Below are 23,435 nucleotides of genomic sequence, written 5' to 3' on the forward strand. Positions count from 1 at the left end.
TGCTGGCGACGTGGCGCCAGCAGGGACGCAATCCATACGAAGAGCTTCGTCGAGTCGTCAGCAGCAATGATATGATCTCACGGGCTCACGCTGTGCCGGCTGTCGAGACCTCGGGGTAAACACATACGGCATACCAATCCTCACCATCCATACTACCGCCATCACGAGCCTCAAGCGTTGATTTATTCTCAAGGAGGTATTCCCAAACCTGAGGCGAGGTGTTCTGAATTTCTTGAGGAGACATCAGAGAATAGCCGTCATCATCCGTGTTATATGGGAAAATCAAGACTTTACGATTCTCGGGAGTCTCATAGCGATTGACGTCTTCTCCCTTGAGATAGGGAACGAGAACATCCTTTGAGAACTCATACTCGTTACCCGTTTCCTCAGAAGTAACTCGAATGTGGTCCTCCGTCTCTCTCAAAACGTCAAGAGCGTAGACAGAGTCCTTACTCGTTTGAATCCCCACGAAGACCTTGTCGGAGAGTTCTTCAAGTGGCGTACATTGCTCAATCTTTTCGACCGCACCTAGTTCAGTGGGTGACAAGAGAATCCAGGGGTCTTCTCCGATACGATCCTGAGACAATATGGAGGTATCTAAGTCCGAAAGGTCACGCGGATCGTCTCCTAATTTCTTATATTCGAACTCATCATTATCCCCGCCAGAGAGGAAGAGTAGACATGTATATGTCGTAGCTGCATTCCCGAATACCTGATAATGGCCCATATCGACAACTTCTCTCAGGGCATTCCGATCGCCAATATACGAACGGACAGCTTCACCAAATTCAGCCTGCATAAATTTATGCGGGACAATATATCCTTGCTCACCAGACTCCGTTAGCAGAGAGTGCCCCTTTTCCATAAACAGAGCGTAGATATCGTAGTTCTTGTACGAAGATTCGTATACAGACTCAAAGTAATCTGGAACATTTTGATCTGCGGCTCGAATTGTCTGGATCCGCATATACGGAGGATTCCCAATCACAGCATCGAAACCCCCCTCCTCTCGAGCCTCACCGTCTGTGTCGTAGAAGACTTCGGGATATTCTAATTTCCAGTGGAAATAGTGGCCCTCGGAAGCCCACTTTTGAGCATCTTTGAACCAAGAGGTAGAAGCTAATTCTGACCACTCCTCATCGTCTTCAAGTGCACCAGCCATACGCTTGTACGCATCACTTGGAAGGCCATCTAAACCGAATTCTTCGGCCGTATGAACGTTGGCCATCGCCTCAAGCCGCTGCCGAAGCTTGTTCCGCTCGAACTCGTCGTACTTGGCCTCCATCTCCTTGACATCGGCAAGGTCCTGGTTCTCAATAGCGATGAAGTCCTGATAGATCCGCATTAGCTGCTCGATGGTTCCCTTCCGGGCCACGCCGAAGTCAGCGAGTGAGGCGTTCTGCCCGTCACCACCAGCATCGGATTCAAGTTCCTCGATCTCCTCGATGTCACTCCCGACCAGCGAGTTCCCCGTTTTGAGGTGGTGATCCAGGAACGCGAGCGGCTGTTCAGCCGCAAGCGTCCTGAGCCAGAGCGACACCTTTGCGAGCTCGACGGCCAGCGGGTTCAGGTCAACGCCGTAGATACAGCGCTGGGCGACCTGCCGGCGGGCCCAATTGATGTCATGCTCTTCGTCAACGGTCTCAATTCCCTGCTGTGCGGCCTGCCGCTCCTGCGCGTCGATAATCTCACGAGCGAGATAGTCGATAGCGCTCGTCAGGAAGTGACCACTTCCCATTGCGGGGTCGAGAATCTTGAGATCGAAGATGCGCTCTGCAAACTCGGCTGCGAAGCCGCCCTCATCTCGAGCACTCTGTGCCATCAGGTCCTCTGATATATCCGTGACGAGCGGTTCCAACGTCTCCTCGACGATGTACTCGACGACGTACTCCGGCGTGTAGTACGACCCCGTAGCCTTCCGCTCACCGCTACCCGTCGTCAAGTACACCTCGTCCTCCTGCACGATGACGTCGTCGCCCTCTTCGACACTCACGTACTCTCCATCGTCTAGTGCCAGCGGTTCGTCGGCGACGTTGAGTTGGTACTCCAGCAGTCCTTCGTAGATGCTCCCGAGGTGTCGGACACCGAGTGAGGAGTAATCGACGAAGATCTTTCCGCCACCGTTGCTGTTCTTGCTCCGTGTGAGGAGTTCGATAACCTTCGCCAGGTAGGCGTCGCCGACGTCGTGATTGGCGAGGAACTTTGCCTCCTCGCTGTCGTCCTCATCCGGGTCCGTCCGGAACAGGCCACCGTTGTACGCCGGGATGTACAGGTCCTCCTCAGGAATGCCGCGGGACTTGCTACCCTTGTCGATGAGGGTGAAGAGCTCGTCTAGCCGTGACTGAAGGTCATCCTGCCAGTCGCGGTACTTTGGATCGCCGCTGTCGATTTCCTCGGCGATCTCCTGCTTGAGGGAGTTCAGACTGTAGGACTGTTCGTAGATTTCGTTGCTCGTGTCGAGCAGTTCACGGCCCTCGGCTTCGGCGTACAGGACGAAGATGAGCCGATAGAGGTAGATGAGTGAGCTGTCGTGAATCAGGTCGAGGTCGTCCTCGCCCAGATCGTTCTCCGGGTATTGGAGGTACCCCTCTGAGAGGATCTTGATCGCCTCGTAGATGTTGTCCTGGAGATCTTCCCCTAACTCTTGGGCGAAGACATTCGACTCGCCATAGACGTCGTCGAGGAAGCAGTCACCGCTACTGTCTTCGAGGAATGCACCGTGGCGGAAGAAGAGATAAAAGTACTTGAAGTCCTCAAGGTCGCCCTTCTCGAGGACGGTCGGCAGGTCGATCTCGTAGTAGGAGTCGAGCCGGTGGCTCGTCGGGCCGTAGTAGAGCCGCCACTTCTTTCCATCAGTGAGGACGGCCCAGCGAGCGTCGTCTACCTCTTGAAGGTAGACGTGAATCTGGTAACTCGGGTTCTCGAAGTCGCGCTCGTGTTCTCCGCTGCCACGCGTGTCGAGCGGCCGACCCCAGCGCTTGGCGTCTGCGACGGCGACTGCGTCCTTGTAGAAATCGCCGCCTTCCTCTCGGCGCTTGAACGCATCACGAGCGGCATCATCGGACTCGAAAAAGCCGTAGTCAGGCCGACGCTGTGTCCGGCTGGTACTCTCCTCGACCTCGAAGGGAATACCCAGTTTCCGGAACATCGGTCGGATGAACTTCTCCTCGAGCTGGGACTCGTTGCGTTTGGGGGCAGTCCCCTTCTCGCGCTCCCACAACCCCATGATGTCTGCCTTCGCCTCACGGAGTTCATCGTCGCTGAGTTCATCCCACTCCTCGGTTTCGGGGAGATGCTCGTCAAGGTAGTAGTTCGAGAACAAGTCACGATTCGTCCGGTAAGTGAGTGCTGTCTGCATAGATTATTGTGGGGTGACAATGAGGAACCGATCTGTCTCTTTGCTATCGATGATAGCGTGCGCAACTTCTTTGGTGTCAGCAACATCGACGTCAACGTCGTCGCCGATCTCGGCTTCGAGCATTTCGAGCTCAGACCCAGAAATATTCACCCGGCCCGAGATACCTGAATTCCGGGCAATTGTTTTGCGCGTCATCGGGATACTGTCCTTATCCCATCCCACATACATAGTCTTTACTTGGCCTATATCTGTCGTCTAGATGAAAGTAAGGCATAGATAGAATCAACGTATGTACTTGACAGTCGAGTTTGCCGACATGAACGATAAAAAATACTATGAGTGGATTAGTTTCACTGTGGTTCGATGACCTATATGGGGTTGCCCGGTCTTGTCCCGGGTAGAGGGTGGTTCAACCCCTCTGTCACACGCTCCCGAAGAACCCGGCCTTCACTGTAGAAGGCTGTACTCCCCTTTGGAACGCGCCACACTATGAGTTCCCAGAATCCTCGACTTGGAGGGTGTCCACGCTGCGGGGAAGAGATCCAACACCGCCACGTCTTGATTGAGTACGAGACAGGAGACGAACCACGATACTGGGCAGAGTGCCCAGGCTGCGGCGACGTTGTAGATCCCGACGTATGATACGTCTCTTCAAACGCGTGCTCCGCTCGTCAGACTCCTTCGATTCCGTGGTAGAATGCAGACGGTGTGGCGCCACTCTGGAGTCAGCGGACGTAGATCACTGTCCCGCGTGCGGCAGTTCCGAGGTAGCGAGTTATCGGCTGTGATCCGGTACGCCATCGGGAAATCGATGCTGGAACTTTCGCTGTCGCTGAAAACGAGTCGTCCGTACCAACGCAGTCATTCTTGGGAGGTTGTGCGGAATGTTGCTCCCGAGTCGAAGCTCGTGAGGTCGTCAATCCGGGTTTCTAACTCCTCGATCTCCTGCTGAAGTTCTTCGGTGTTCTCGTCCGTGGCAGCAAGCTGGTCTTTCAACCCTTGCAGCCGGGACTGCTTGGTTTCCTCGTCTACCTCAGCTTTCCGGACGTATTCACTCTCTGTGATGTCGTACACGTCCGATTCAGCGAGTTCGGTCACTTCCAGTGCTTCATCAACCTTACTGGAATCCACGGTCGTCACACGCTCTCGGTCAATCCCTGCCTCTTCTAATACGCTGAGCACCTCCTCCTCATCTTTGAGCGAACGATTCCGCCGTGACGTGCGCTGTACTGAGCCGTATTGGCCGCTGACTGGCTGGTCATGATGGAGTCGGTCAAGCAGTACGGCACGTACCTCTTGCCGGAGATCGTTCGAATTCCGCTGGACATCTGACAGTAAGGTGTAGAGGTTCACCAGTGCGGGCGTCTCCGTCTCTTCAAGGCCAGTCGGATCGTAGCGCTCGAGTGCGTCAATCAGCAGGAGGGCATCGGCGTAGACCGGGATATCCGGTTCTTCTCGGTCAGATGTCTCACTAGCCACCTCGTGAGCGTCAACAAGCGGGGAGCTCGTTGGCGTCTCCGTCTTTGTCAGCGTCCCGGCTCGGTCATCGAGTTCGAACCTGGGGTGGAGACTCAGTACGGTCGCGTATGGTTCGGCGTCTGCTGGTAGTCGATCCAACTCAAAGCCAGCGCGAGAGTCTTGTACACGCTGGAATAGTGTTTCAAACTGGTCGCGCTGGAGTGGAGTGGTTCCGTCGTCATCTCGATACGTGATGAGGATCCGGTGTTCCTGCACGTCGGTTAGACCAAAGGGTTTGCGCGATAGTGGCGTGAGAAGTGTCGCATCAGACGGTAACTCCTCGGCGTGATCGAGAAGCGTATGCCAACTTGCGCTGAACGGCATATGTTGTTTTCATCAGCACAGGCCAAAAGTCTCTGGACGCCTGACGAACCCTTCTGTGAGGATGTATTGTATGTATAATGATATTAGGGCAGAGGGCCGTTAGATCAGCGAGAACACGGCGTTACTGGAAACTCACTTATCACAACTGAACCTTCCCTCAATGATATAATGATAAATCACCGAGCGTCAGACGCTCAGACGCTAGATTTAACACCAGGGAATTCTATTGATTACATGGCTACGAACTGGTGGCGGGAGATTTTGTTCTCGTCACCTAACTAATCCAGCTAGTAGAGACATCTGTGTGTTCACAGGCGGTGACACTTCACAGTAGTTTTGATGGTCTATTTAGGGATTCCCTACTATGTTTGTTTATATGGGGCGATAGTTTTAAGTACCACACTCCATAGCTCGCTGTAGATGTTGAATCCAGCAGGTAGAGGGGTTCTTCTTAGAGAAAGGTTTTTATAATTCCGTCTGCAATATTGAACTGGTCCGAGAAGACCGCCACCAGTTCGTAGCCAACCGCCTGATCCGTTGGCGCGGTCCAACTTATCGGGCGGCAGAACGGGTGAACAAACTACGTCCACGGCAGCAAGAACCGTGGTTGTGAGCCCTTGCTGGAAACAGCTGCTTGAGAGCGAATGCCGGTTGTTGCTGGCACCTCTCGTTCTCTGAGCCACAGCCAGATCGGTTCGTATGTTGCTCGCTGACGGCCCTTCCGAGGGTACATATCGGGGAGTGAAATATGTCCAAAGGAGATTCACCCCATCAAGACGAGGTCGAGTTAATTGACCAAACCGACACAGATGTTAGTGTCCCCTCACTACCCGACAAGACGGACCGGTTAGAAGTGAAAAAAGAGGTCCATAAAGTTCTGGAAGCAAACAAGGGCCTCTTTCTCACGGCCGATATCGTTGCGGCGGTGACGAACTACAGTGAGGGCCACGTGCGGACGTACCTCCACGAACTGGCTGACGGCGATACCAATGTTGAGAGAGAACGTCGTTACAAAGAGATATATGGAGTTGTGTTATTCGGGAACTTCGTCGTCCTGACCGACGATAGAGACCAACTCCTAGAGGTCGTCAAAACCTATCGCATCTCAGAGTTCGACAAGGTCAAGTCGATGAGCAAGTCCGAAATTCGTTCGTTCATCATCGACGAACTCGCCAGCCAAGAAGTCACCACGAAGACCGACAAATTGTACTTCGGTATCCCGGCTTAACTGTCGGTATACCGAACTCAACTTCGGTTTGACGCGATTATCTATCTGGTATACATCTAACTCCTAGCATTCAGGTAGTCAAAAGAGGTAAGATAATCATCAAATCTATAAAGTGCCGACTTATCAGAGAAGTCGGCACTGGAATACCGCTATTCTCCGCTCAAGCGGCCTAATCAGGGGGTGACACACCACCGTTTCTGATGCTCGACAGATATTTAGTGTAAGCTTGTTTCAGAAGCTCCTATGCGACTGGAAGCGACCGCAAAGCAGGACGAATACAAGGTCTGGATGACCGACGCCGAACTCGAGGAGCTGCGGCGGGCCGCTGCGAACCATCGCGACGATCTCATCATTCAGCTCGGTGGCTACGTCGGTCTCCGAGCCTTCGAAATCCCGCAAATCCGCCCGGAGCACGTGAAACGCACACCGGACGGGGATCACTACCGACTCCGGGTTCCAGAGGGAAAGGACACGACCGGGAACGGCGGGAAGCCCCGTGACGCCTACCTTCCAGCAGACGTCGAGGGCGACGTTCACCGCTACCAGAATGCCGAAGATATAGCGCCAGAAGATTTATTGATCGATCTCACCGAGCGGGGCGTCCGCGATGTCGTGAAGCGCACAGCCAAGCGTGCAGCCGCCGAAACCGGCGATGACGACTACCAGTACGTGAGTTCCCACGACCTTCGGCGGCGCTTCGCGCAGCGCCTTCTCGTCGACCGGCAAATGAATCCCCGGGTCGTGATGGCCGTCGGTGGCTGGGACTCCTTCCAGGCCATCGAACCATACCTCAACGCCCCGACGGCCGAAGTCGTCAACGACGCCTTCGAAGAGGCCGAGCTTGCATGACCGAGGACGATGTCGATCCCGAGAACCCGCGACCGGCGGGGCACTACCCGCGGTTCAGGGATAACGAGTGGCACTACGTTCCGGACGAACTCGCACAGACGCTCTCGCTGGGACCGGGCGGTGACGGGGAAGCGGGCCAAGATTGGGTACTCACGTACACGCCGGAGAAACGAGACGAGAATGACCGCGAGAAAGTCCTTGTCCGGCTGACGCCACGCTCGCTCCAAGAGCTCTACGTCGAGACAAAGAACCTCTCACCGGACGCCCGGCAGGCAGGGCATACAGCTGAGTGCGACCTCTGCGGTGAATCCGTCCCGCTCGAGAATGCTGTTCCGAACCCGAGAGGCGAGCCAGCACACAAACAATGTTACGTCGACGCCTACGGCGGGCCAGAGTGGCTCCAAGACTATTAACCCGTGCATCAAAAAGGCCACTACGGCGCGGCGTTGGTCGCCTACGCGCCCATTGTGTTCATTCTGACTGCGCTCGGCTACACCACACTCGGAGTGCTCGGTGGTGCCGTCGTCGTTGGCGGGGCCATGCTTCCCGACGTCGATCAACGAATCCCCGGCGTGAAACACCGAGGACCGACACATACCGTGTGGTTCGCGTTCGCCGTCGGCGCGGTCGTCGGTATTGTTGGCCTACTATTTGGGGCGCCCCGTGGCGTGCTCGCCGCACTCGGGACGGGACTGTTCGGCGCCGTCGTCGGGACCCTCACCGTGGTGGCTCACATCCTCGCTGACGTGCTCACACCTACCGGTGTCCGTCCGTTCGCGCCCGTGCGTGGCGAGAAGTACACGCTTGATGTCGTCACGGCTGCGAACCCGATAGCGAACTACGCCCTGCTCGTGATCGGCACCGTGGTCGCCGGTGTGGCAGTTGTCGGCGGACTCGCGCTCAGTACTTAACCAACATACGGGCCAGAAGACCGGCAGTTGTTGGTTAAGACTATACGCAAGAGAAGGCGTACGCCATCGTCGCTGCTGGGCCGACTCCTACGGCCCTCGATGGTTCATTGACCACACATAGCGAAAATCGGTGAAACAGAAGGATACGCCGGCGAGGGAAGGAATTCTCCGGACGCGAGAGTAGGGGTCGATCCGGGGAGAACCGGGTTCCATAGCGTGCTACGGGAGCAAATCCCGGAGATCGTCCTCGTCGAGCGCGTCGTGATCCGCGAAGTATTGCTCAACATCGGGCACCTTCTCCAGCGCAGTGACCTCCTCAGCTTTCGTCTCTGCACTCGGACTGTACTCTGCCAGCGCCTTGTGAGGGTAGTCGTGGTACGGGTCGATGAAGAAGAGATAGATGACATGATACTCTGTGTTTCCGCGTGGGATTTCGTCAACGACCTTGGTGTACAATCGACCCTGATCACCGACGGTGATGATATCGAGGTTGGCGATGCGCTCGTAGATGAACGAGCTGGGTGGCGCCTCGCTCGTGACGATGTTCAGGAGCCGGGTGATGACCTCCTCCTGTTCCGAGGCATCGAGTGCAGCAAAATCTGCAGCGGCTTCCCCAGCAAAGATGACCCTCGTCTCTTCGTCCGACAGTGATACGTAGCTCACATCTGCCTCAGAAAAAGTCGGTTAGTACTTCAGTAGAGACTCGAGGTCCTCTTTGCTCGCTGTATTCCCTTCGGCGATGTCCTCAATGCCGCGAAGAACGCCCTCAGGAACCTCAGGACGATCTCCGTCCTCGGCGTCGCCCTCGCGGTCGTCGCCAGCGGGGTGGAGACTCATTGATGAAATATCGGCGCTCCTCTGTAATAAGCTTGTGGACGGCTACGCGGACGCCGACGGCTCTGCGGTACTCGCTCAGGATTGCAGGTCGTCGTGGGCCTGGAGGGCGTCCTGGTCGAGGCGGTCAGCAAGGGCGCGGATGCTCTCGGCTGGCTCATCCATCAGGCTTTGACCAGCTCGAGGCAGTGCAGTGTACCGACGTGCTGGAATCGGCTGGCGTCTATCGCACCCCCTCTCTATCTGCTGAATGTATATTGCAGAAGAACCAGAGAGGGGCTTCGCACTAAGGAGAAAGGACCAACAAGAATAGCAGTGAGAGACTGTTATGAGATATCTCCATGACGGTCAACGTGGTCTTCTATACACCAGAGTGAGTACGGGGAGTCAACCAATGACGACTAACGACGATGAGACGCTCCGGCTACTCTGTATGGGAGACAACCACGGAGATGTCGACTCTCTGGAGCGGGTCGTCGACGGTACTGAAGGCGAGGAATTCGACTTCGTCATTCACGTCGGCGATATCACGAATGCATGGTTTGATGGCGTCGACGAGGGCCGGGAACAGCTCGATGCGGTCACGCCGTATTTCGAGACGCTCCACGAGCGGGGAGAGCTCCTCTACATCTGGGGGAATCGGGACGGGGCAATCGGCCCGGAACAGCCGTTCCAAGACTACGACCTTCCAGGAACGTTCATCCCCGAAGATGACAGTATCACCGTTGCTGGAGAGACATTCACGCAAAATCCCGAGCTAGTCGAAGACGAGACAATCCTCGTGAATCACTACTGGCACCCCGAACTGCTGGAACACTTCGCGGGGAAGGCATACTTCTCTGGTCATATACACACCGGTCGCTACAAGAACAAGGCTCTCAATACCGCATTCCTCTACCGAACGGCAGACCATGGTGCAGACGCGCTTCTCGGCGCGTACTTCGTCGTTGAGATCGCCCCTGACGGAACGTGGGAGGTCGATTTCCGAAACATCGGGCAGGTTCAAAAAGGAATCTGTCCCACACACCAGGCGCTCGGTGTGCAGTTCGTCCCCGACTACTGGCGAAACGACTGTCAATTCTGCTACGACGAAGAGGAGTTCTACAGTGAGGTCGTCCGCACAGTGCTCTACGGACTGGGAACGATACAAGAGGAAGCCGAGACTGATGAAGTGGTCGAATCTGCAGCGTCAACGTTCGGGGCTACTCCACCGTCTTTCAAATCGAAACTGCGAGAATTTCTCGAAGAGCGGACAGAGGAGCACTCGTAGCGGCCACTATGGGACGAGATCCAGGATCTATGCCGGTTCGGTCCGGAACCGAGTGATTGGGACGTCGGTGACGTCGTCGTAGTCGTCGTCCGCACCGACCAGGAGCATCCCGTCGACGTGCGCTGCAGTCCCGAGTGCAAAGGCATCACCGAGTGCTGGCGAGTAGCGGAATTTGAAGTCGGCTGCTGACGCCCAGGTCTGTTCGGTGTCGACCCGACGGATGCCGCTTTCCTCGAGGACGTCGACGACAGCATCAGCGCGCTCCTCGCCGTCAATCGCCCGGACGATGTAGTGGACCTCGGCGAGATTGATCGCCGAGATGTAGCCGTCTGCTGCGCCTTCAACGGCGTCAACGTACGTTTCGACGGTGTCGCTCCCCGGTTCGTTGCAGAAATAGGCGATGAGTGGTTCGGCGTCGAAGACGATCGTTTCGGGAATCTCAGCCCCGTCCGTCATGCGTCAGCCTCGTCGTCACCGGCGTAGCGCTGCCGCAACTCCTCTTCACTGGCTTTGTCCGCTGCACGTTCCTTCCGTAGGCGCTCGGTTGCCGAGCGCCCCTGCTCGTCGGTTTTCCCTTCCAGAACCCCACGCAGGTCTGTAACCGAGTGGATGGGGCGAACAACGATGTCACCCTCTTCGGTCCGAATGAACTTCACACGGCCGGGCGTGTCGATACCCAACTCCTCGCGGAACTCCTTCGGGATGGTGGCTTGCCCGCGCGACGATACAGACACCACTTTTTCAGACTCTGTCTTACTCATACTATCCTCTATCATTACTTTGGTACAGTCATACAAAAGACTAGCGTTGGGTTCGGTAGTTAGCGAATCAAGCTGGTCATTACAGTCGACACCACTCGGAGCACCGCCTTAACCAACGAGTCCGATTGTATCGGCTGTTTGTTGGTTAATCGATTCACATTCAGATTGTATTCGGAGCACTCGAGCTACAGTATCCGTGTTATTCGCAGCTCGACTGTGGGCATAATAATTAAGGTGGAATCCAATGTGGGAGTAGATACAGCCAATGTGGTCTCCACAAACTGCCGTCCAGCGATTTTTCACAGACCAATGTGCAGCTTTGGCTTGCCCTCTACCGCCACACACCGGCCTTCCGCGAACAACGACTGCCGATTTCTCCACCGGATCGCTCACACCAACCACGACGAGTATCGCTCGGAGCGTCTGAAATGGGTGGGCGCGACACGCAGATTACGGTGTACGTCACTGACGAACGCAAGGCCGAACTCAAACAGCGCGCCGATGAGGAAGACACCTCCATGTCTGGGATCATCAACGACATGATCGACCGCCAGCTCCAGCAGGACGCCCAAGACGCGATTGCCTCAGAAGCGCGCGCTGAAGAGCGCATCCAGGAACTCATCTCAGTCGGCACCGAGCAAATGGTCGAGACCGCCAAGGAGATCCGCGATATGAACGCGAAGTTCGGTGCTTACACAATCGCCAACTTTGAACTGATGAAACAGGATCGGTCAGCTCACGTCCGGCAAGAGGCACTCGATACGGGCGCTCGTCGGATCCGCCAAGATCTCGAAACGGGTATCCAGGAGGTGGGTGAGGATACGTCGGCTACAGAGGCGAGTGCTGAGACCACGACTGATTCGACCACGACACAGCGGCCCACGTCCGACGGAGCCCCCGACTCGCCTGATCCGGCCACCGACGACACGCCAGACGACGTCGACGAGACGACAGACGGCTCCGACGATGCAGAGAGCAATGCGGACGATGGCAGCGACCTCTTCACCAAACTTCGGAGTGATCGCGAATGAAGGTCTTCACGGACACTAACTACCGCGAGCACGGTGCGCGGAACCTCGTCGAGTATCTGGATAAGGAGAAGGGGCTTGAGAACCGCGCCGGCGAGGAGATGTCCGACGAGGAGATCGAGGCGTTCATCGAGAAGTCCGAAGAATACGAGTTCGAGCGGGAGATCATCATCTCGCCGCAGAACGGCACCGACCTCTCTGACGACCAATTCAGTCTGTACACTCGGCAGGTGATGAGCGATTTTTGCAAGGACCGCAATACAGCGACGTACTGTTATGCAATCCATCGCGATACTGATCATCCACACGCCCAAGTTGCACTGACTGGAACGAAACGCGACCTCTGGATGGACAAAGAGGACTGTGAACAACTCCGCGAGCGCGCCCAAGAGCAGTTCCACGACCAGCATCGCGAACTCACCAAGGAGCTCTCGCACCAGTTCGAACAGACGTTGCAGCACGAGACCACACACGAACTGGAGACAGAATCCGATCGGGACCTGGACCACGAACAAGACTCCGGACCAGAGCCCGAGCAGGCACAAGCACAGGGGCCTGACTCGTGAGCGCCCGTACTGATTCCGAGTCTCAGAGCAAGGACTACCGGCAAGAAGATGAGGTCGAGATTTTCTTCCAAATCGCGGCAGTGATGACGGCTGCGCTGCTGTTGCCCTGGGTGTATGCCATCCTCGAGCGTGCGAATTTCTACGACTTCAAATTCGACGGGTTACACCGGAGTCGCGCGCTTTGGCTCGTCCCCCTGTTCTATCTGGTGGGCGCAGTCGGCACTCTCCTGCTGTTTCCAGCGCATCTCCAGCTGTTTTGGGCGTTCCACGTCCTGCTGCTTGCACAGATCGCCGAAGCCCTCCTGCATCAGGCCGGCTATCTGACCGGCTTGTCGCTGCCGCTCAGCGAGCAGTTCACGCTGCTCCGTATCGGTGGCTTCGTCGTCGTACTCGGGAGCGCAGTGTATGCAGCCCAGCGACTGCGGAGTTGGGATACGGAACGCGAACTCCGTCGAATCATCGCCGACGGGAACTACGTCCTTCCGTTTCAGGGCCTCTCTGCAGCAAGTGATCGTATGAGTCTCTCGCGATTTGTCCCGCTCCGCAAGGACCGCTCGATTCTCGTCCTCGGGGAGACGGGCGCCGGGAAAACGGAGACGATCAAACTCCTCACTCACCAGATGCAGGCCGGAACTGGCGATCCGTTCGTTGTCTTCGACTACAAAGGCGAATATCAGGAGAACTTCGAACAGGACCACGATCACGAGAACCTGATCTACCTCTCGTCGACGGACGCAACCGAATACTGGAATCTCTTCGCCGAAATCGAACGCGAAGCCGATATCGACGAAATCGGCCGGGCGCTGTTTCCCCACACAGATGGCTCGGAATTCTTCAGCCAAGCTGGCCGCCAGCTGTTCGTTGCCGTCGTGACGTACCTTCATCGAGAAGCCCAGGCAAGCGATACGACACCGACGAACGCCGACCTCGTGGCGTTCGTTCAGTCGACGGATAAGCAAGAGATGCACGAGCGACTCACAGACTATTCGGATCTCACTGCGGCAGCGTCGGCAATCGATCCGGATTCGGAACGACAGGCGGCCGGCGTCTACGCGAACTTCCAGCAAGTCATCGCGGACCTCTTCCACGGCGACTTCGCTGAGGCGGGCGAGTTCTCGATTCGCGAATATATGGACGATCCACAGGGGCGGACGTTGCTGTTGGATTTCCCGATTACGGAGGGCGACGCGGTCCAACCCGCGTTTCGGTTCTTCATCGACTGGGCGGCACGGTTTGCACTCGCGAACGAGCAGGACACGTACTTTGTCCTCGACGAGTTTGCACGGCTCCCTGGCCTCCGCAAGATCGGTGACCTGATCAACGCAGGCCGGGGCCGAAACACCCAGCTCTTGCTCGGTGTGCAGTCGGTCGCACAACTCCACGACACCTACGGGAAAGACCGGGCGAACGCGCTGTTGAGTGGCCTCGTCCAATCAATAATCATGCGCGTGGGCGATGCAGCGAGTGTTGAGTACGCGCAATCACAGATCGGCCGTGAGAAACAGCGGCGTTCCGTCCCTGTCCACGACCGCAACGGCCGCTCGGTTGGCCGGCAGGAGCTTCAAGATGAAACACATCCAATCGTCGAAAGCGACCTCGAACGCCTCGATGACGGCGAGGCGATCGTCGTTGTCCCCGACGGCTGGCTGCGCGGCCTAATCACCCGTTTCACAGCCATTCGGACGCAGCTCGAGCGGGCGCTTGAGCGCACACCGGAGTAGTGACTAGAGAGCGATCAGGGGTCTCAACTAGCGCTCCGGATCAGTGATCCGAAGTTCTCCATCGACCTCGTAGAGCCAGCCGGAGTTGAGCAGCCGTTCGATGGCATACTCTGTGTCAGCTGGTTCATCCGGAAAGTCCTCATGAGTGAGCAAGAGGTCTTGAGCCTGGTCGTGAGAAAGTTCGGTCTGCTGATCCGGTGTCCCCGACACAAGAATCTGATAGGCGTCCTCGATCCAGTCGGGCAGCGACCGGGGCTCGTTTGACCACATCGTCGGCTCTCTGATAGCTAGTGCTTCGTGTCACAGCCAATTAATAGCCGCTGTTGGGAACTGCGTGGTTCTCCTGTATTGAACGGTCGTCTGACGGGTGCAACGAGGAGGTAAGAGCTGTTCCACGACCCCGAAGTCGATTGTAGCGATACAGCTGGATTACGAAGAATCGTGAACTGGCTCGGGGATGCCAACCGCGCTGAACCGGACGTCAACAGCACCACAGCCAGCGCAGTCGTCAACGAACGCACAGACCTGCAACGAGGTCTCTAATTCTCGGAGAGCCCCACACACCGAACACTCGTACGAGGTCCGATATCGAACGGGTATTCGACTATCTCTTTCTTGCGTGTGGGGCGCTGTTGTCGACGATGGCTCTTGGTTGTGTTCAGGTGCCGTGTCTGCTTGGCCTGGATCGGACTGGTCGGGTGAACCGTGCCACATGTCGTCGGGGAGACTGTCGTAGAGTCGATCGGGGTCGCTGTCAGTGTCGTCGACGGGGACAGCGTCAGCTGGTCGTGTTGGTTCTGCTGATTCCTGGTGTGTTGCTGACCCGGCATCGTCGACACCAGCAGAGCGATCAGTCGGTGGGAAGGCTGTCGTCGACGCGCTGATCGCGACGTACTCCGTACTGTCGTGGAGTTCGCCATCGATTGCAGCGGCGAGTTCAGCGAGGGGGTTCGCGATCTGTGGCTCGGCATGGTTCTCGACACCCGTCTCGAATAACCAGTCGCGAAAGGTGGTTGCTGTCTCAACGTCGAGCGTAAACGATGGGGTTGGTGACATCAGTGACTCGCTCCGTCCCCCTTGGGAACGACAAACCAGCGCTCGCCAGCCAGCGTTCAACGCCGAGTGACAGTAGCTGTACCGTGATTGTGGAGCATCACTTAATGATTTATACGACTATTTGTTTCAGAGAGATCAAAACTGAATGGGCCGATACGTAGGTCTGTGCACTGACCAATGTTCTGCACACCGTTGTGAGAACGTATTGTTACAAATCGATAGCGGGGAGTACACAGACGCTATAGGGTGTCATAGAACACTCCCAACAGTGTTGATTATATCCATTTCTGGTGAAATTGTCAATAAGTAGGTCTACAAACTTATTACTGCCACCCCCGCCTAGTGAAATATTATTCACAATATTAATGATGAAGATAGAAACATAGCGAACCGGAGATATTTTCGCTTTGTGGAACCCAGAATAGAACCAAATCATTGCAACAATACTGTTTTCCCGCCTCTTTTGCAAGTTAGAATAATGACGGTGCAGGACTCCTCGGAGACTGAAGATCGAAAAGACGACCACCTTCAAATTGTTCAGAATCGAGACGTCGAAACTACAGGTACAGGCTTCGAAGACATCCAGCTCGTCCATAGCGCGCTCCCGGAACTCGATTACGACGCTATCGACCTGTCCATCGACTTTCTGGGCCACGATCTATCTGCTCCGATCTTCATCGAGAGCATGACTGGTGGTCACCACAACACTACGGAAATTAATCGGGCGCTTGCCCGGGCCGCCAGCAAGACCGGTATCGCAATGGGCCTCGGTAGCCAGCGAGCAGGCCTCGAACTCGACGACGAACGCGTCCTCGAATCGTATACTATCGTTCGCGATGTCGCACCTAATGCGTTCATCTACGGGAATCTCGGCGCTGCACAACTCAGGGAGTACGACCTCGAAATGGTCGAGCGGGCAGTCGAGATGATCGACGCAGACGCACTCGCAGTCCACCTAAACTTCCTTCAGGAAGCCGCCCAACCGGAAGGCGACGTCAATGCGCGGAACTGTTTAGCTGCGATCGAACGAGTATCTGAAGCACTCTCGGTGCCGATAATTGTCAAAGAAACAGGCAACGGAATCTCCGGAGAGACCGCTCGAACGTTGACTGCAGCAGGAGTTGACGCAATCGATGTCGCTGGAAAAGGCGGTACCACGTGGTCTGGGATCGAAGCCTACCGTGCAGCGGCCGCAAACGCGCCGCGACAAAAACGAATCGGTACTTTGTTCCGAGAGTGGGGAATCCCGACCGCTGCGAGCACAATCGAGTGTGTTCGTGAACATGACTGCGTAATTGCGAGTGGCGGTGTACGGACGGGATTGGACGTGGCAAAAGCGATTGCCTTAGGTGCCCATGCCGGCGGACTAGCGAAACCGTTCTTGAAACCAGCCACAGACGGGCCGGATGCTGTTATCGAACGAGTCGAGGATCTGATCGCCGAGCTGCGGACAGCAATGTTCGTCACAGGTTCGGGTTCGATTGACGAACTTCAGCAGGTGGAATATGTGTTACAGGGAGAAACGCGCGGGTATGTGGAACAACGAATCAGTAGATAGTAGTACCGTATTCACAGCTTTTAGCAGGACAGGTGTGAACACATCGGGATAGGAGGGGGTTCTATTCCGATAACTATTCAACCTGTATTTACTATTTTCCGAAAGTGAAAGATATGCAAACTGTTCTATGGTGGTCACTCTGCTAAGTAATTTTGAGTATTTACAAACGTCTCACCGTGAACCACGTTACTCCAATGAAGAAGGCAGCGGCACCAGACACTAACAGTGTCTGACGATAGCCGAACACCGTTGCAACCCCGACACTGAGCGGCGGACCGATGGTTGTACCGAGTCTGAGAACGCTCGTCCGAATACTCATAATGCTCCCGCGAAATTCGTCCGGTGCTCGTTCGTTGAGTGCCGTATCCGTAATCGGCTCTGCAAGCCCTTGGCCAAGCCCGAATAGAAGGAGTGCGCCAGCAACCACGTAGATGGAGTCCGCGAGAGCTACGACGGCGAGTCCGATCCCGTAACTCACGAATCCAAGCGCGATCGATTGGAAACTTGTGAGTACTTGAAGGATTCGGTCACCTTGCATTGCGGTCAGTCCCATCGTGACCGCAGGCAATCCCACGAGAAGGCCGATACCCGCTGAAGAGAGGTGATAGTCATTCGCGAGCAGGAACGGAACAGCGGTGAGTTGTGCGCCATAGAGGATGACGAAGATACCGAAGATTGCTAGATAGAGTACAAGAAAGGGAGTCATCGGTGTAGAGCCAGTGAGGAATTGACGGATACTCGAATTCACGTTTTTCTCGTCGCGTTCTGGCTCCTCGAGCAAGGTTATGCCGGGTACAGCGACGAGTAACGCGAGGAGGAAACACGCGAAGGGAGCCGACCAAGCGATTGTTGCGAGCGCACCGCCGAGTAGCGGATAGCCAGCAGCACCCACCGCAAGAATCGCCGCGTTGGCACCGATCAACACACGTCGTTGTTCACCGGAATAGAGGTCTCCGAGGAGTGTAACCGTGAGCATCACGACCGCACTACTCGCCGTACCTTGAATCGCTCGCAGTACAAGAACCAGCGTGAAATCAGAGATGACGATAATGCCGCCTCCACTGAGTCCGAAGACGATGAGCGCCGGGATTAGAATCGGTTTCCGACCGATTCGGTCGGACAGCAGCCCGATGGGGAGTGTGAGAAATATCCCAGGAAGCGTGAACGCGGACAACAAGAAACTGGCCTGTGACTCCGAAATGTTCCAGGCTTCCTGCACCGCTGGGAGTGCAGGACTGATGAGTGAGACACCCATGACAGCGACGAGCGTACACGCGAAAATCACGGCTGCTGCCGGCGAGTTTCGGAGTTTCCGTATCCATTCCATTCGTTCTATTACTTTCTCGGTGATTGCACCCTGTAAGTCATCCGCTACAGGGCGGTGGTCACGCTGATCGGTATTGGAGAAATAGTTCTAATTCTGTTGCCTGTTCAAGATTGAGTGAAGTAGCAGATTCACCCGATGTTGACTGTGGATCTCACTTCTACGGATACGTCGATTCACGTGACGCTGAGAACGAGTTTTCCTTGTACGTGTTCGGTCTCACCTACTTCGTGTGCATGTGCCGCATTTTCGAGTGGGAATTTGGCACTAATCGTGGGGCGCACTTCCCCAACATCGATTAGTTCACTAATGGTGGTTAGGAGCGACGGGGAATTCGACCGTCCACTTACCACCTGTACATCGATGTCGCGGTTATTGGTGAGCACTCCGGATGGTTGTCCAACGACTGAAACGAGCTCCCCATTTTCCTTGAGCACGTCGACTGAGCGTGCTGGGATTTCACCCCCGACTGTATCTACCACGATATCGACATCGTCAATCACTGACTCGAAGCGCTCCTCGCGGTAGTTCACGAACTCGTCGACGCCTAACTTCCGGAGATAGTCTTCGCTGTATCCCGACGCCGTGGCGATTACGTCGGCCCCCTTCCATTTCGCCAGCTGGACGGCCATATGTCCGACACCACCGGCTGCACCGTGAATGAGAACTCGCTGATCGGCCGTGCAATCAGTATACTCAAATAACGCTTGCCAGGCGGTCTGCGTGACGACCGGCACGCCAGCTGCCTCCTCGTGATCGAGCGATTTGGGCTTCGGGGCTAGTTGCTCGGCAGATGTGGCCGAATACTCCGCATAGGAACCTAACTCCGGGAACCCATTGACACCGAACACTGCATTACCCGTTTCAAATTCGGTAACTGACGCGCCGACCTCCTCGACGACGCCTGAAACGTCCATCCCGAGAATGAGTGGAAACGGATTCTCGGGCAGCATCGACACCATCTGCATTCCCTGACGAATCCGCCAGTCGACTGGATTGACGCCCGCTGCGTGAACGTGAACGAGCACTTCATCATCGAGCGGGTCCGGACGGGGTGCATCCTCGTATCTGAGGACATCCGGCGAACCGAACTCGTGCATACGAACAGCCTTCATTCTATCCGTCACTTGGAATCATTCCTCAGTAGGTGAGTCCGAGCTACAGAATCTTAACCGCTCTTCATCATGACCACTCGATCTCAGAGAATCTGCTGTCAGCAATATTTATAAAACCGACTTATTCTCGTTTGATTGCCGCACGTTGGCCTTTCTCAATCGGTGCCCCGACTGTGTTCCCCCACTCGACCCATGACCCGTAGTAGTTCCGGACGTCCTCGTATCCGAGCACCTCGTGGAGAACAAACCATGTCAGTGCAGACCGCTCACCGATGCGGCAGTACGTGATCACGTCCTCGGTTTCGTCAATACCGTGTTCTTTGTACATTGATCGGAGTTTGTCTTCAGGTTTGAAGCAGCCGGTACTCTCGACGACCTGATTCCACGGAATATTACGCGCACCGGGAATATGCCCACCACGCTGGACGCCCTCATTCCATCCGGGCGGGGCGAGTATCTCACCACGGTACTCCTCGGGTGTTCGCACGTCGACGAGTGCCGTTTCCCTCTCGATCGCATCCATGACATCGGGACGGTCAGCTCGGATGTCCGGCTGGTTCTCATCGACCGCGTACGACTGCGACGTAAACTCCGGCACCTCGGTCGTGAGCGGCGCATCGCGCTCCTCCCAGAAACCCCGTCCTCCGTCGAGCAGACGGACGTCTGCGTGCCCGTAGTACGTGAAGAGCCAGTAGGCGTGCGCGGCGAACCAGTTCATCATATCACCGTAGATGACGACCGTCGAATCAGGGCAAATGCCAAGCGCACCCAGGAGTTCTTCGAATGCCGCTTCGGACGGCACATCGAAGGTCGTCGGGTCCTGAAGGTCGGTTCGCCAGTCGACCTTGCTCGCACCGGGGATATGTTCGTGCTCGTAGTTGCTGGGATCGATGTCAACTTCGAGTACACGTATCGATGGGTCGTCTTTCTGCACCTCGTCAAGTCGGTCGACGAGCCACCCGACGGAGACAACTGCGTCGGTGGAAGAAGTAGTCATATCTGGGGATTAGTCGGCGCACGCATTAATCTCCTGCTGTCACACACCGACGGAGCTATTCGAGCCACCGCGTGGGTTCGTCCCGATCGACGTAGCGGTGGATGAGTTTCGACTCGGCTTGTCGGAGCCGATAGGAGAGCGTCGACCGGGGAATGCCGAGTTCGACAGCAAGTTCGTCAAGTGTCGTTTCCCGTGGCGGATCGTAATACCCCGCTGAGACAGCTGTGCGGAGTGCAATCTCCTGCTCCTCCGGGAGATTGACACCCGTCATCTGCTCCCGTCGCCATTCGCTGGCATCCCGGAGGTGGCCCATCTTGAACGAGAGCCCGTTGTGGAGTCTCGCTCCGAGTTCATCGTAGAAGATGCCGATTTTCTCGTCCGAGCGCATAAGAACACGCCACCAGCACGTCTCTTCGTGCCGCCGGGTCTCGAAAATCAGTCCATCGGGCAGATGCTTCCCGGCGAGCGTGTGAACGGACTCACACTGACGGATATCCGCCAGGTACGAGTACAGGATGAGCTCGTTCGTCGTACGTTCCACGACGTCGTGATGACGTTCTGCCGCGCACCCCTGTTCGGTGATTGCTTCCCCACAGCAACTGTCGTCAAACCGGATGTCTTCGAGACGGTCGAGAGCCGTCTCGGGACCGGTAACGTGCTCCATCCGCCAGAAGGCGTGTTCGTCGACGACTGCGTCGAGCGAGTGCGCGCTGAGCGTCGAGTGCTTGAGAAAGACATCCATCACAGGATCGGCACCCTGCTCGTAATCGATAGCAAACGTGAACTCCCGCATTGTACGTCGATAATTGTCGCTCGACAAAAGCGCTCCCGATTTCTCAGAACAGCGCTTGTACGACGAAGAGCATCACAGTCGCGACGATCACGAGGCCGGTGAGCACCACGAGAACCGGCTTGTACCCCGTGGATCGGAGATCTTCGAGCTGAATTTCGAGCCCGAGTCCAGCGAACGCGATGAGGAACGCCCAGTCGGAAAGATTCGACAGCGAAGTGATCTGCGCGCTACTCAGAAAGCCGAGGTTCGCGACTATCAGCACGGCGAGAAAGCCGAGGACGAACTTCGGAAACGTGTCCCAGAGGGATCGCCACTCGACGGCGCTTCCAGCAGTTCCACCGTCCGCCGTGACACTCTTCGATTCGATCTCAGCGGTTGTGCGGGCGTAGTAGATGGCGTAGACGATGGCGACGAAACCGATCAAGGAGTTTCGAGTGAGTTTCACGAGGAGCGCCCACTGACCAGCAGTCTTCGAGAATGCGAAACCAGCAGCGGTGACAGGTCCAGTGCTGAACATCGTCAGCCCAGCCCAGATGCCGAAGACAGTCTCGGAGAGACCGAGTGCATGGCCGATGAGCGGATAGACGAAGAGAGTCGTCGCATCGAAAAGGAGGACGGTCGCAGCGGCGTACGCGATACGGGTATCGTCAGCGGCGATGCTCTCGGCGATGGCGACGACAGCCGACACGCCACAGATACTCGAACCGGCGGCGAGAAGAGAGCCGGTTTCCTCTTGGATGACGAAGACGATCCGTGCGAGGAGTTCGATGACGACGATGGTCGTAATGACCGTGGCAACAACGAGCAAGAGGATCGCCGGCCCGGCCGCGATGACGCGGTCAAGCGCCACGCTCGCACCCATGACGACGATGCCGAGTTCGAGCCAGAGCTTGTGGGTTCCGACGGCAGTCTGCGCCCAGTCCGGAATCCCATACAGATTCCCGATGAGGAGTCCAAGGGCTATCGTGATGATGAGGTGGTGCACCGGGATGACAGTGGCAACGAGCCGTCCGGTGAGTCCGATCCCGACGAGGAGCGCAAGGCTGGGGAAGAGCGTTCGGTTCATTCGATCACCACGGGATCGGAACGCCAATAGAAACGACCAGGAGTGCGAGGAAACCGAGCAGGACTGCCTGCCAGCCGCTTTCGAGGGTCATCCACCACTGGGTGAGCGTTTCGGAGACGTGGTCGGTGTTGGTCACTGTGTCACTTTCTCGGAGGAGGAATCGAATGAGAGTTCGGTTGTCGTAGGACAAAATTGTCGAACGACAATTGAGCGGATTCTCGAACCCGTTCAGATGGAAGGCTCACGAATGGAAGGAGGCAGAGTAAGTGGAAAAACTGAGTACGGTCGAAAGGTGTTCCCTCCCAAGCATCCCATCCGAGTGGTTGATGATGTTCGGTGTAGGGATCAAACCGAGTTGCGGACACTAAGAAAATGCTCATAGAAAGGGCGGGGACGCTATGGGGAACACATGCATTGAGAGCCTCAATCCCGACTTCCAATGACAGGATTTTCTCATTGTTGCCGCTACTATCTTCGGCGGTCAGAGATCTCTCTACTTCGATTGCTTCTTGTTGAGAGGATCCAATCTTAGGATGTGAGCCAACATCCTCTAATCCACACATCCAAATTGATAGTGAATAATCGCTCTGAATCACGAACAATTGGTCGACGCCAACCGCGATCGGAGGAACCCTAATGGCTCCATCACGACTCGGCCGGCTTCTGTACGGCGGCGTCCTCGCCTATACTGCCACCGAGAACCTCCGCGAGTTAGATGGTCGCATCGAATACGCCGACGCAAAGGACGTACCGCTGCCCGATATTCTTGTTCCAGCGGCGAGTGGGATGTTATTACTGGGTAGTGTTGGGATTATGCTCTGGCGTGCACCACGACTCGCCGCAGCGGCAATTGTGGCGTGGTTCGTCGGTATCACACCCACGATGCACGATTTCTGGAATCACGAAGATAGAGATCGACAATCCGAGCAGATTCAGTTCCTGAAGAATACGGCGATGCTTGGGACGGCAATTATGCTCCTCACTCGAGCGCGATCTGGAACCATCGCTAACCAAGACGAGTAGCTGGGAATGAGGGTGTCATAGAACTCTTGTCACACCGTGATGATCGTGCTTCCCGGATTATCTCCTCGTTCGTAGTTGGTGATCGCAATAACGAGACGCAGACACAACGACAGGAACACTTGTGCTCGTGCATGG

At 56.0% G+C, this 23,435-nt stretch carries 23 protein-coding genes and 2 pseudogenes; 10 read left to right on the forward strand and 15 right to left on the reverse strand.

Annotation, left to right across the window (positions count from 1 at the left end):
- Positions 1-127: 127 nt before the first annotated feature.
- The 3 genes and pseudogenes from NO978_RS19395 to NO978_RS19405 form a co-directional block, all read right to left on the reverse strand.
- Positions 128-3,358, reverse strand: a pseudogene (locus NO978_RS19395) (N-6 DNA methylase); the annotation flags it as partial.
- Between the two features lie 3 nt (positions 3,359-3,361).
- Entirely contained in the window at positions 3,362-3,553 is a 192-nt protein-coding gene (locus NO978_RS19400; RefSeq protein WP_257301179.1) for a hypothetical protein, read from the reverse strand.
- A 666-nt stretch (positions 3,554-4,219) separates the two neighbouring features.
- Positions 4,220-5,200 carry a hypothetical protein gene (locus NO978_RS19405; protein WP_257301180.1) on the reverse strand — a complete coding sequence of 327 codons (981 nt, stop codon included), beginning with the start codon at positions 5,198-5,200 and terminating at the stop codon, positions 4,220-4,222.
- A 748-nt stretch (positions 5,201-5,948) separates the two neighbouring features.
- Here NO978_RS19405 and NO978_RS19410 point away from each other — a divergent pair.
- The 4 genes from NO978_RS19410 (at position 5,949) to NO978_RS19425 (ending at position 8,188) form a co-directional block, all read left to right on the forward strand.
- Positions 5,949-6,428 carry a hypothetical protein gene (locus tag NO978_RS19410; RefSeq protein WP_257301181.1) on the forward strand — a complete coding sequence of 160 codons (480 nt, stop codon included), beginning with the start codon at positions 5,949-5,951 and terminating at the stop codon, positions 6,426-6,428.
- A 243-nt stretch (positions 6,429-6,671) separates the two neighbouring features.
- Positions 6,672-7,277: a site-specific integrase gene (locus tag NO978_RS19415; protein WP_257301182.1), complete on the forward strand. Its 606-nt coding sequence runs from the start codon at positions 6,672-6,674 to the stop codon at positions 7,275-7,277.
- A complete protein-coding gene (locus NO978_RS19420; RefSeq protein ID WP_257301183.1) occupies positions 7,274-7,690 on the forward strand; it encodes a hypothetical protein in 417 nt (138 codons plus the stop codon). The genes NO978_RS19415 and NO978_RS19420 overlap by 4 nt, the downstream gene beginning before the upstream one ends.
- 3 nt (positions 7,691-7,693) lie before the next feature.
- The gene (locus NO978_RS19425) at positions 7,694-8,188 is read left to right on the forward strand and encodes a metal-dependent hydrolase (RefSeq protein ID WP_369684171.1); all 495 of its coding nucleotides are present in this window, start codon (positions 7,694-7,696) and stop codon (positions 8,186-8,188) included.
- A gap of 219 nt (positions 8,189-8,407) precedes the next feature.
- Here NO978_RS19425 and NO978_RS19430 read toward each other — a convergent pair whose 3' ends face one another.
- Positions 8,408-8,851, reverse strand: a complete 444-nt coding sequence (locus tag NO978_RS19430) for a hypothetical protein (protein WP_257301185.1) — start codon at positions 8,849-8,851, stop codon at positions 8,408-8,410.
- 21 nt (positions 8,852-8,872) lie between these two features.
- Positions 8,873-9,025 carry a hypothetical protein gene (locus NO978_RS19435; RefSeq protein ID WP_157573400.1) on the reverse strand — a complete coding sequence of 51 codons (153 nt, stop codon included), beginning with the start codon at positions 9,023-9,025 and terminating at the stop codon, positions 8,873-8,875.
- 391 nt (positions 9,026-9,416) lie between these two features.
- Between NO978_RS19435 and NO978_RS19440 the strand changes: the two genes are divergently transcribed.
- On the forward strand, positions 9,417-10,292 hold the full coding sequence (locus NO978_RS19440; RefSeq protein WP_257301186.1) for a metallophosphatase family protein: 876 nt from the start codon (positions 9,417-9,419) through the stop codon (positions 10,290-10,292).
- A gap of 27 nt (positions 10,293-10,319) precedes the next feature.
- On the opposite strand, the gene NO978_RS19445 is transcribed toward NO978_RS19440, so the two are convergent.
- Both NO978_RS19445 and NO978_RS19450 read right to left on the reverse strand, forming a co-directional pair.
- The gene (locus tag NO978_RS19445) at positions 10,320-10,748 is read right to left on the reverse strand and encodes a PIN domain-containing protein (protein WP_049934622.1); all 429 of its coding nucleotides are present in this window, start codon (positions 10,746-10,748) and stop codon (positions 10,320-10,322) included.
- Positions 10,745-11,053 (reverse strand): AbrB/MazE/SpoVT family DNA-binding domain-containing protein, encoded by a 309-nt coding sequence (locus tag NO978_RS19450; RefSeq protein WP_058826575.1) that lies wholly within the window; start codon positions 11,051-11,053, stop codon positions 10,745-10,747. The genes NO978_RS19445 and NO978_RS19450 overlap by 4 nt, the downstream gene beginning before the upstream one ends.
- 428 nt (positions 11,054-11,481) lie before the next feature.
- Between NO978_RS19450 and NO978_RS19455 the strand changes: the two genes are divergently transcribed.
- Genes NO978_RS19455 through NO978_RS19465 form a run of 3 tightly spaced genes read left to right on the forward strand, consistent with a single transcriptional unit; the run spans position 11,482 to position 14,368 of the window.
- Complete coding sequence (locus NO978_RS19455; protein WP_257301187.1) at positions 11,482-12,084, forward strand: hypothetical protein; 603 nt, start codon at positions 11,482-11,484, stop codon at positions 12,082-12,084.
- The gene (locus NO978_RS19460) at positions 12,081-12,647 is read left to right on the forward strand and encodes a relaxase (RefSeq protein WP_257301188.1); all 567 of its coding nucleotides are present in this window, start codon (positions 12,081-12,083) and stop codon (positions 12,645-12,647) included. Before NO978_RS19455 ends, NO978_RS19460 begins: the two co-directional genes overlap by 4 nt.
- Positions 12,644-14,368 carry a type IV secretion system DNA-binding domain-containing protein gene (locus NO978_RS19465; RefSeq protein WP_257301189.1) on the forward strand — a complete coding sequence of 575 codons (1,725 nt, stop codon included), beginning with the start codon at positions 12,644-12,646 and terminating at the stop codon, positions 14,366-14,368. Before NO978_RS19460 ends, NO978_RS19465 begins: the two co-directional genes overlap by 4 nt.
- 27 nt (positions 14,369-14,395) lie before the next feature.
- On the opposite strand, the gene NO978_RS19470 is transcribed toward NO978_RS19465, so the two are convergent.
- Positions 14,396-14,638, reverse strand: coding sequence for a hypothetical protein (locus tag NO978_RS19470; RefSeq protein WP_257301190.1), 243 nt, complete (start codon positions 14,636-14,638; stop codon positions 14,396-14,398).
- Between the two features lie 1,264 nt (positions 14,639-15,902).
- On the opposite strand from NO978_RS19470, the gene fni reads away from it, so the two are divergent.
- Positions 15,903-16,982 carry a type 2 isopentenyl-diphosphate Delta-isomerase gene (gene fni, locus NO978_RS19475; RefSeq protein ID WP_257301191.1) on the forward strand — a complete coding sequence of 360 codons (1,080 nt, stop codon included), beginning with the start codon at positions 15,903-15,905 and terminating at the stop codon, positions 16,980-16,982.
- A gap of 160 nt (positions 16,983-17,142) precedes the next feature.
- Here fni and NO978_RS19480 read toward each other — a convergent pair whose 3' ends face one another.
- The 6 genes from NO978_RS19480 to NO978_RS19505 form a co-directional block, all read right to left on the reverse strand.
- On the reverse strand, positions 17,143-18,309 hold the full coding sequence (locus NO978_RS19480) for an MFS transporter (RefSeq protein ID WP_257301192.1): 1,167 nt from the start codon (positions 18,307-18,309) through the stop codon (positions 17,143-17,145).
- A gap of 173 nt (positions 18,310-18,482) precedes the next feature.
- Positions 18,483-19,406, reverse strand: a complete 924-nt coding sequence (locus NO978_RS19485; RefSeq protein ID WP_257301193.1) for an NADP-dependent oxidoreductase — start codon at positions 19,404-19,406, stop codon at positions 18,483-18,485.
- A 136-nt stretch (positions 19,407-19,542) separates the two neighbouring features.
- Positions 19,543-20,418: a sulfurtransferase gene (locus NO978_RS19490; protein WP_257301194.1), complete on the reverse strand. Its 876-nt coding sequence runs from the start codon at positions 20,416-20,418 to the stop codon at positions 19,543-19,545.
- Between the two features lie 55 nt (positions 20,419-20,473).
- Positions 20,474-21,211 (reverse strand): helix-turn-helix domain-containing protein, encoded by a 738-nt coding sequence (locus NO978_RS19495; RefSeq protein ID WP_257301195.1) that lies wholly within the window; start codon positions 21,209-21,211, stop codon positions 20,474-20,476.
- Between the two features lie 43 nt (positions 21,212-21,254).
- Positions 21,255-22,277 (reverse strand): YeiH family protein, encoded by a 1,023-nt coding sequence (locus tag NO978_RS19500; RefSeq protein ID WP_257301196.1) that lies wholly within the window; start codon positions 22,275-22,277, stop codon positions 21,255-21,257.
- Between the two features lie 4 nt (positions 22,278-22,281).
- Complete coding sequence (locus NO978_RS19505; protein ID WP_257301197.1) at positions 22,282-22,413, reverse strand: hypothetical protein; 132 nt, start codon at positions 22,411-22,413, stop codon at positions 22,282-22,284.
- 500 nt (positions 22,414-22,913) lie between these two features.
- Here NO978_RS19505 and NO978_RS19510 point away from each other — a divergent pair, with 500 nt between their 5' ends.
- Positions 22,914-23,300 carry a DoxX family protein gene (locus tag NO978_RS19510; RefSeq protein WP_369684172.1) on the forward strand — a complete coding sequence of 129 codons (387 nt, stop codon included), beginning with the start codon at positions 22,914-22,916 and terminating at the stop codon, positions 23,298-23,300.
- 29 nt (positions 23,301-23,329) lie between these two features.
- Here the strand turns inward: NO978_RS19510 and NO978_RS19515 are convergent.
- Positions 23,330-23,435 (reverse strand): annotated as a pseudogene (locus tag NO978_RS19515) (IS5/IS1182 family transposase); the annotation flags it as partial.

The sequence above is a fragment of the Haloarchaeobius sp. FL176 genome (assembly GCF_024609245.1).
Taxonomy (GTDB): Archaea; Halobacteriota; Halobacteria; order Halobacteriales; family Natrialbaceae; genus Haloarchaeobius.

Excerpts from the sequence above, each read along its gene's own strand:
- NO978_RS19415 (WP_257301182.1), top strand. The coding sequence starts at position 6,672 with ATGCGACTGGAAGCGACCGCAAAGCAGGACGAATACAAGGTCTGGATG.
- NO978_RS19455 (WP_257301187.1), top strand. The coding sequence starts at position 11,482 with ATGGGTGGGCGCGACACGCAGATTACGGTGTACGTCACTGACGAACGC.
- NO978_RS19480 (WP_257301192.1), bottom strand. The coding sequence starts at position 18,309 with ATGGAATGGATACGGAAACTCCGAAACTCGCCGGCAGCAGCCGTGATT.
- NO978_RS19500 (WP_257301196.1), bottom strand. The coding sequence starts at position 22,277 with ATGAACCGAACGCTCTTCCCCAGCCTTGCGCTCCTCGTCGGGATCGGA.
- NO978_RS19510 (WP_369684172.1), top strand. The coding sequence starts at position 22,914 with ATGGCTCCATCACGACTCGGCCGGCTTCTGTACGGCGGCGTCCTCGCC.
- NO978_RS19495 (WP_257301195.1), bottom strand. The coding sequence starts at position 21,211 with ATGCGGGAGTTCACGTTTGCTATCGATTACGAGCAGGGTGCCGATCCT.
- NO978_RS19440 (WP_257301186.1), top strand. The coding sequence starts at position 9,417 with ATGACGACTAACGACGATGAGACGCTCCGGCTACTCTGTATGGGAGAC.
- NO978_RS19460 (WP_257301188.1), top strand. The coding sequence starts at position 12,081 with ATGAAGGTCTTCACGGACACTAACTACCGCGAGCACGGTGCGCGGAAC.
- NO978_RS19470 (WP_257301190.1), bottom strand. The coding sequence starts at position 14,638 with ATGTGGTCAAACGAGCCCCGGTCGCTGCCCGACTGGATCGAGGACGCC.
- fni (WP_257301191.1), top strand. The coding sequence starts at position 15,903 with ATGACGGTGCAGGACTCCTCGGAGACTGAAGATCGAAAAGACGACCAC.
- NO978_RS19490 (WP_257301194.1), bottom strand. The coding sequence starts at position 20,418 with ATGACTACTTCTTCCACCGACGCAGTTGTCTCCGTCGGGTGGCTCGTC.
- NO978_RS19485 (WP_257301193.1), bottom strand. The coding sequence starts at position 19,406 with ATGCACGAGTTCGGTTCGCCGGATGTCCTCAGATACGAGGATGCACCC.
- NO978_RS19400 (WP_257301179.1), bottom strand. The coding sequence starts at position 3,553 with ATGACGCGCAAAACAATTGCCCGGAATTCAGGTATCTCGGGCCGGGTG.
- NO978_RS19405 (WP_257301180.1), bottom strand. The coding sequence starts at position 5,200 with ATGCCGTTCAGCGCAAGTTGGCATACGCTTCTCGATCACGCCGAGGAG.
- NO978_RS19420 (WP_257301183.1), top strand. The coding sequence starts at position 7,274 with ATGACCGAGGACGATGTCGATCCCGAGAACCCGCGACCGGCGGGGCAC.
- NO978_RS19435 (WP_157573400.1), bottom strand. The coding sequence starts at position 9,025 with ATGAGTCTCCACCCCGCTGGCGACGACCGCGAGGGCGACGCCGAGGAC.
- NO978_RS19410 (WP_257301181.1), top strand. The coding sequence starts at position 5,949 with ATGTCCAAAGGAGATTCACCCCATCAAGACGAGGTCGAGTTAATTGAC.
- NO978_RS19445 (WP_049934622.1), bottom strand. The coding sequence starts at position 10,748 with ATGACGGACGGGGCTGAGATTCCCGAAACGATCGTCTTCGACGCCGAA.
- NO978_RS19450 (WP_058826575.1), bottom strand. The coding sequence starts at position 11,053 with ATGAGTAAGACAGAGTCTGAAAAAGTGGTGTCTGTATCGTCGCGCGGG.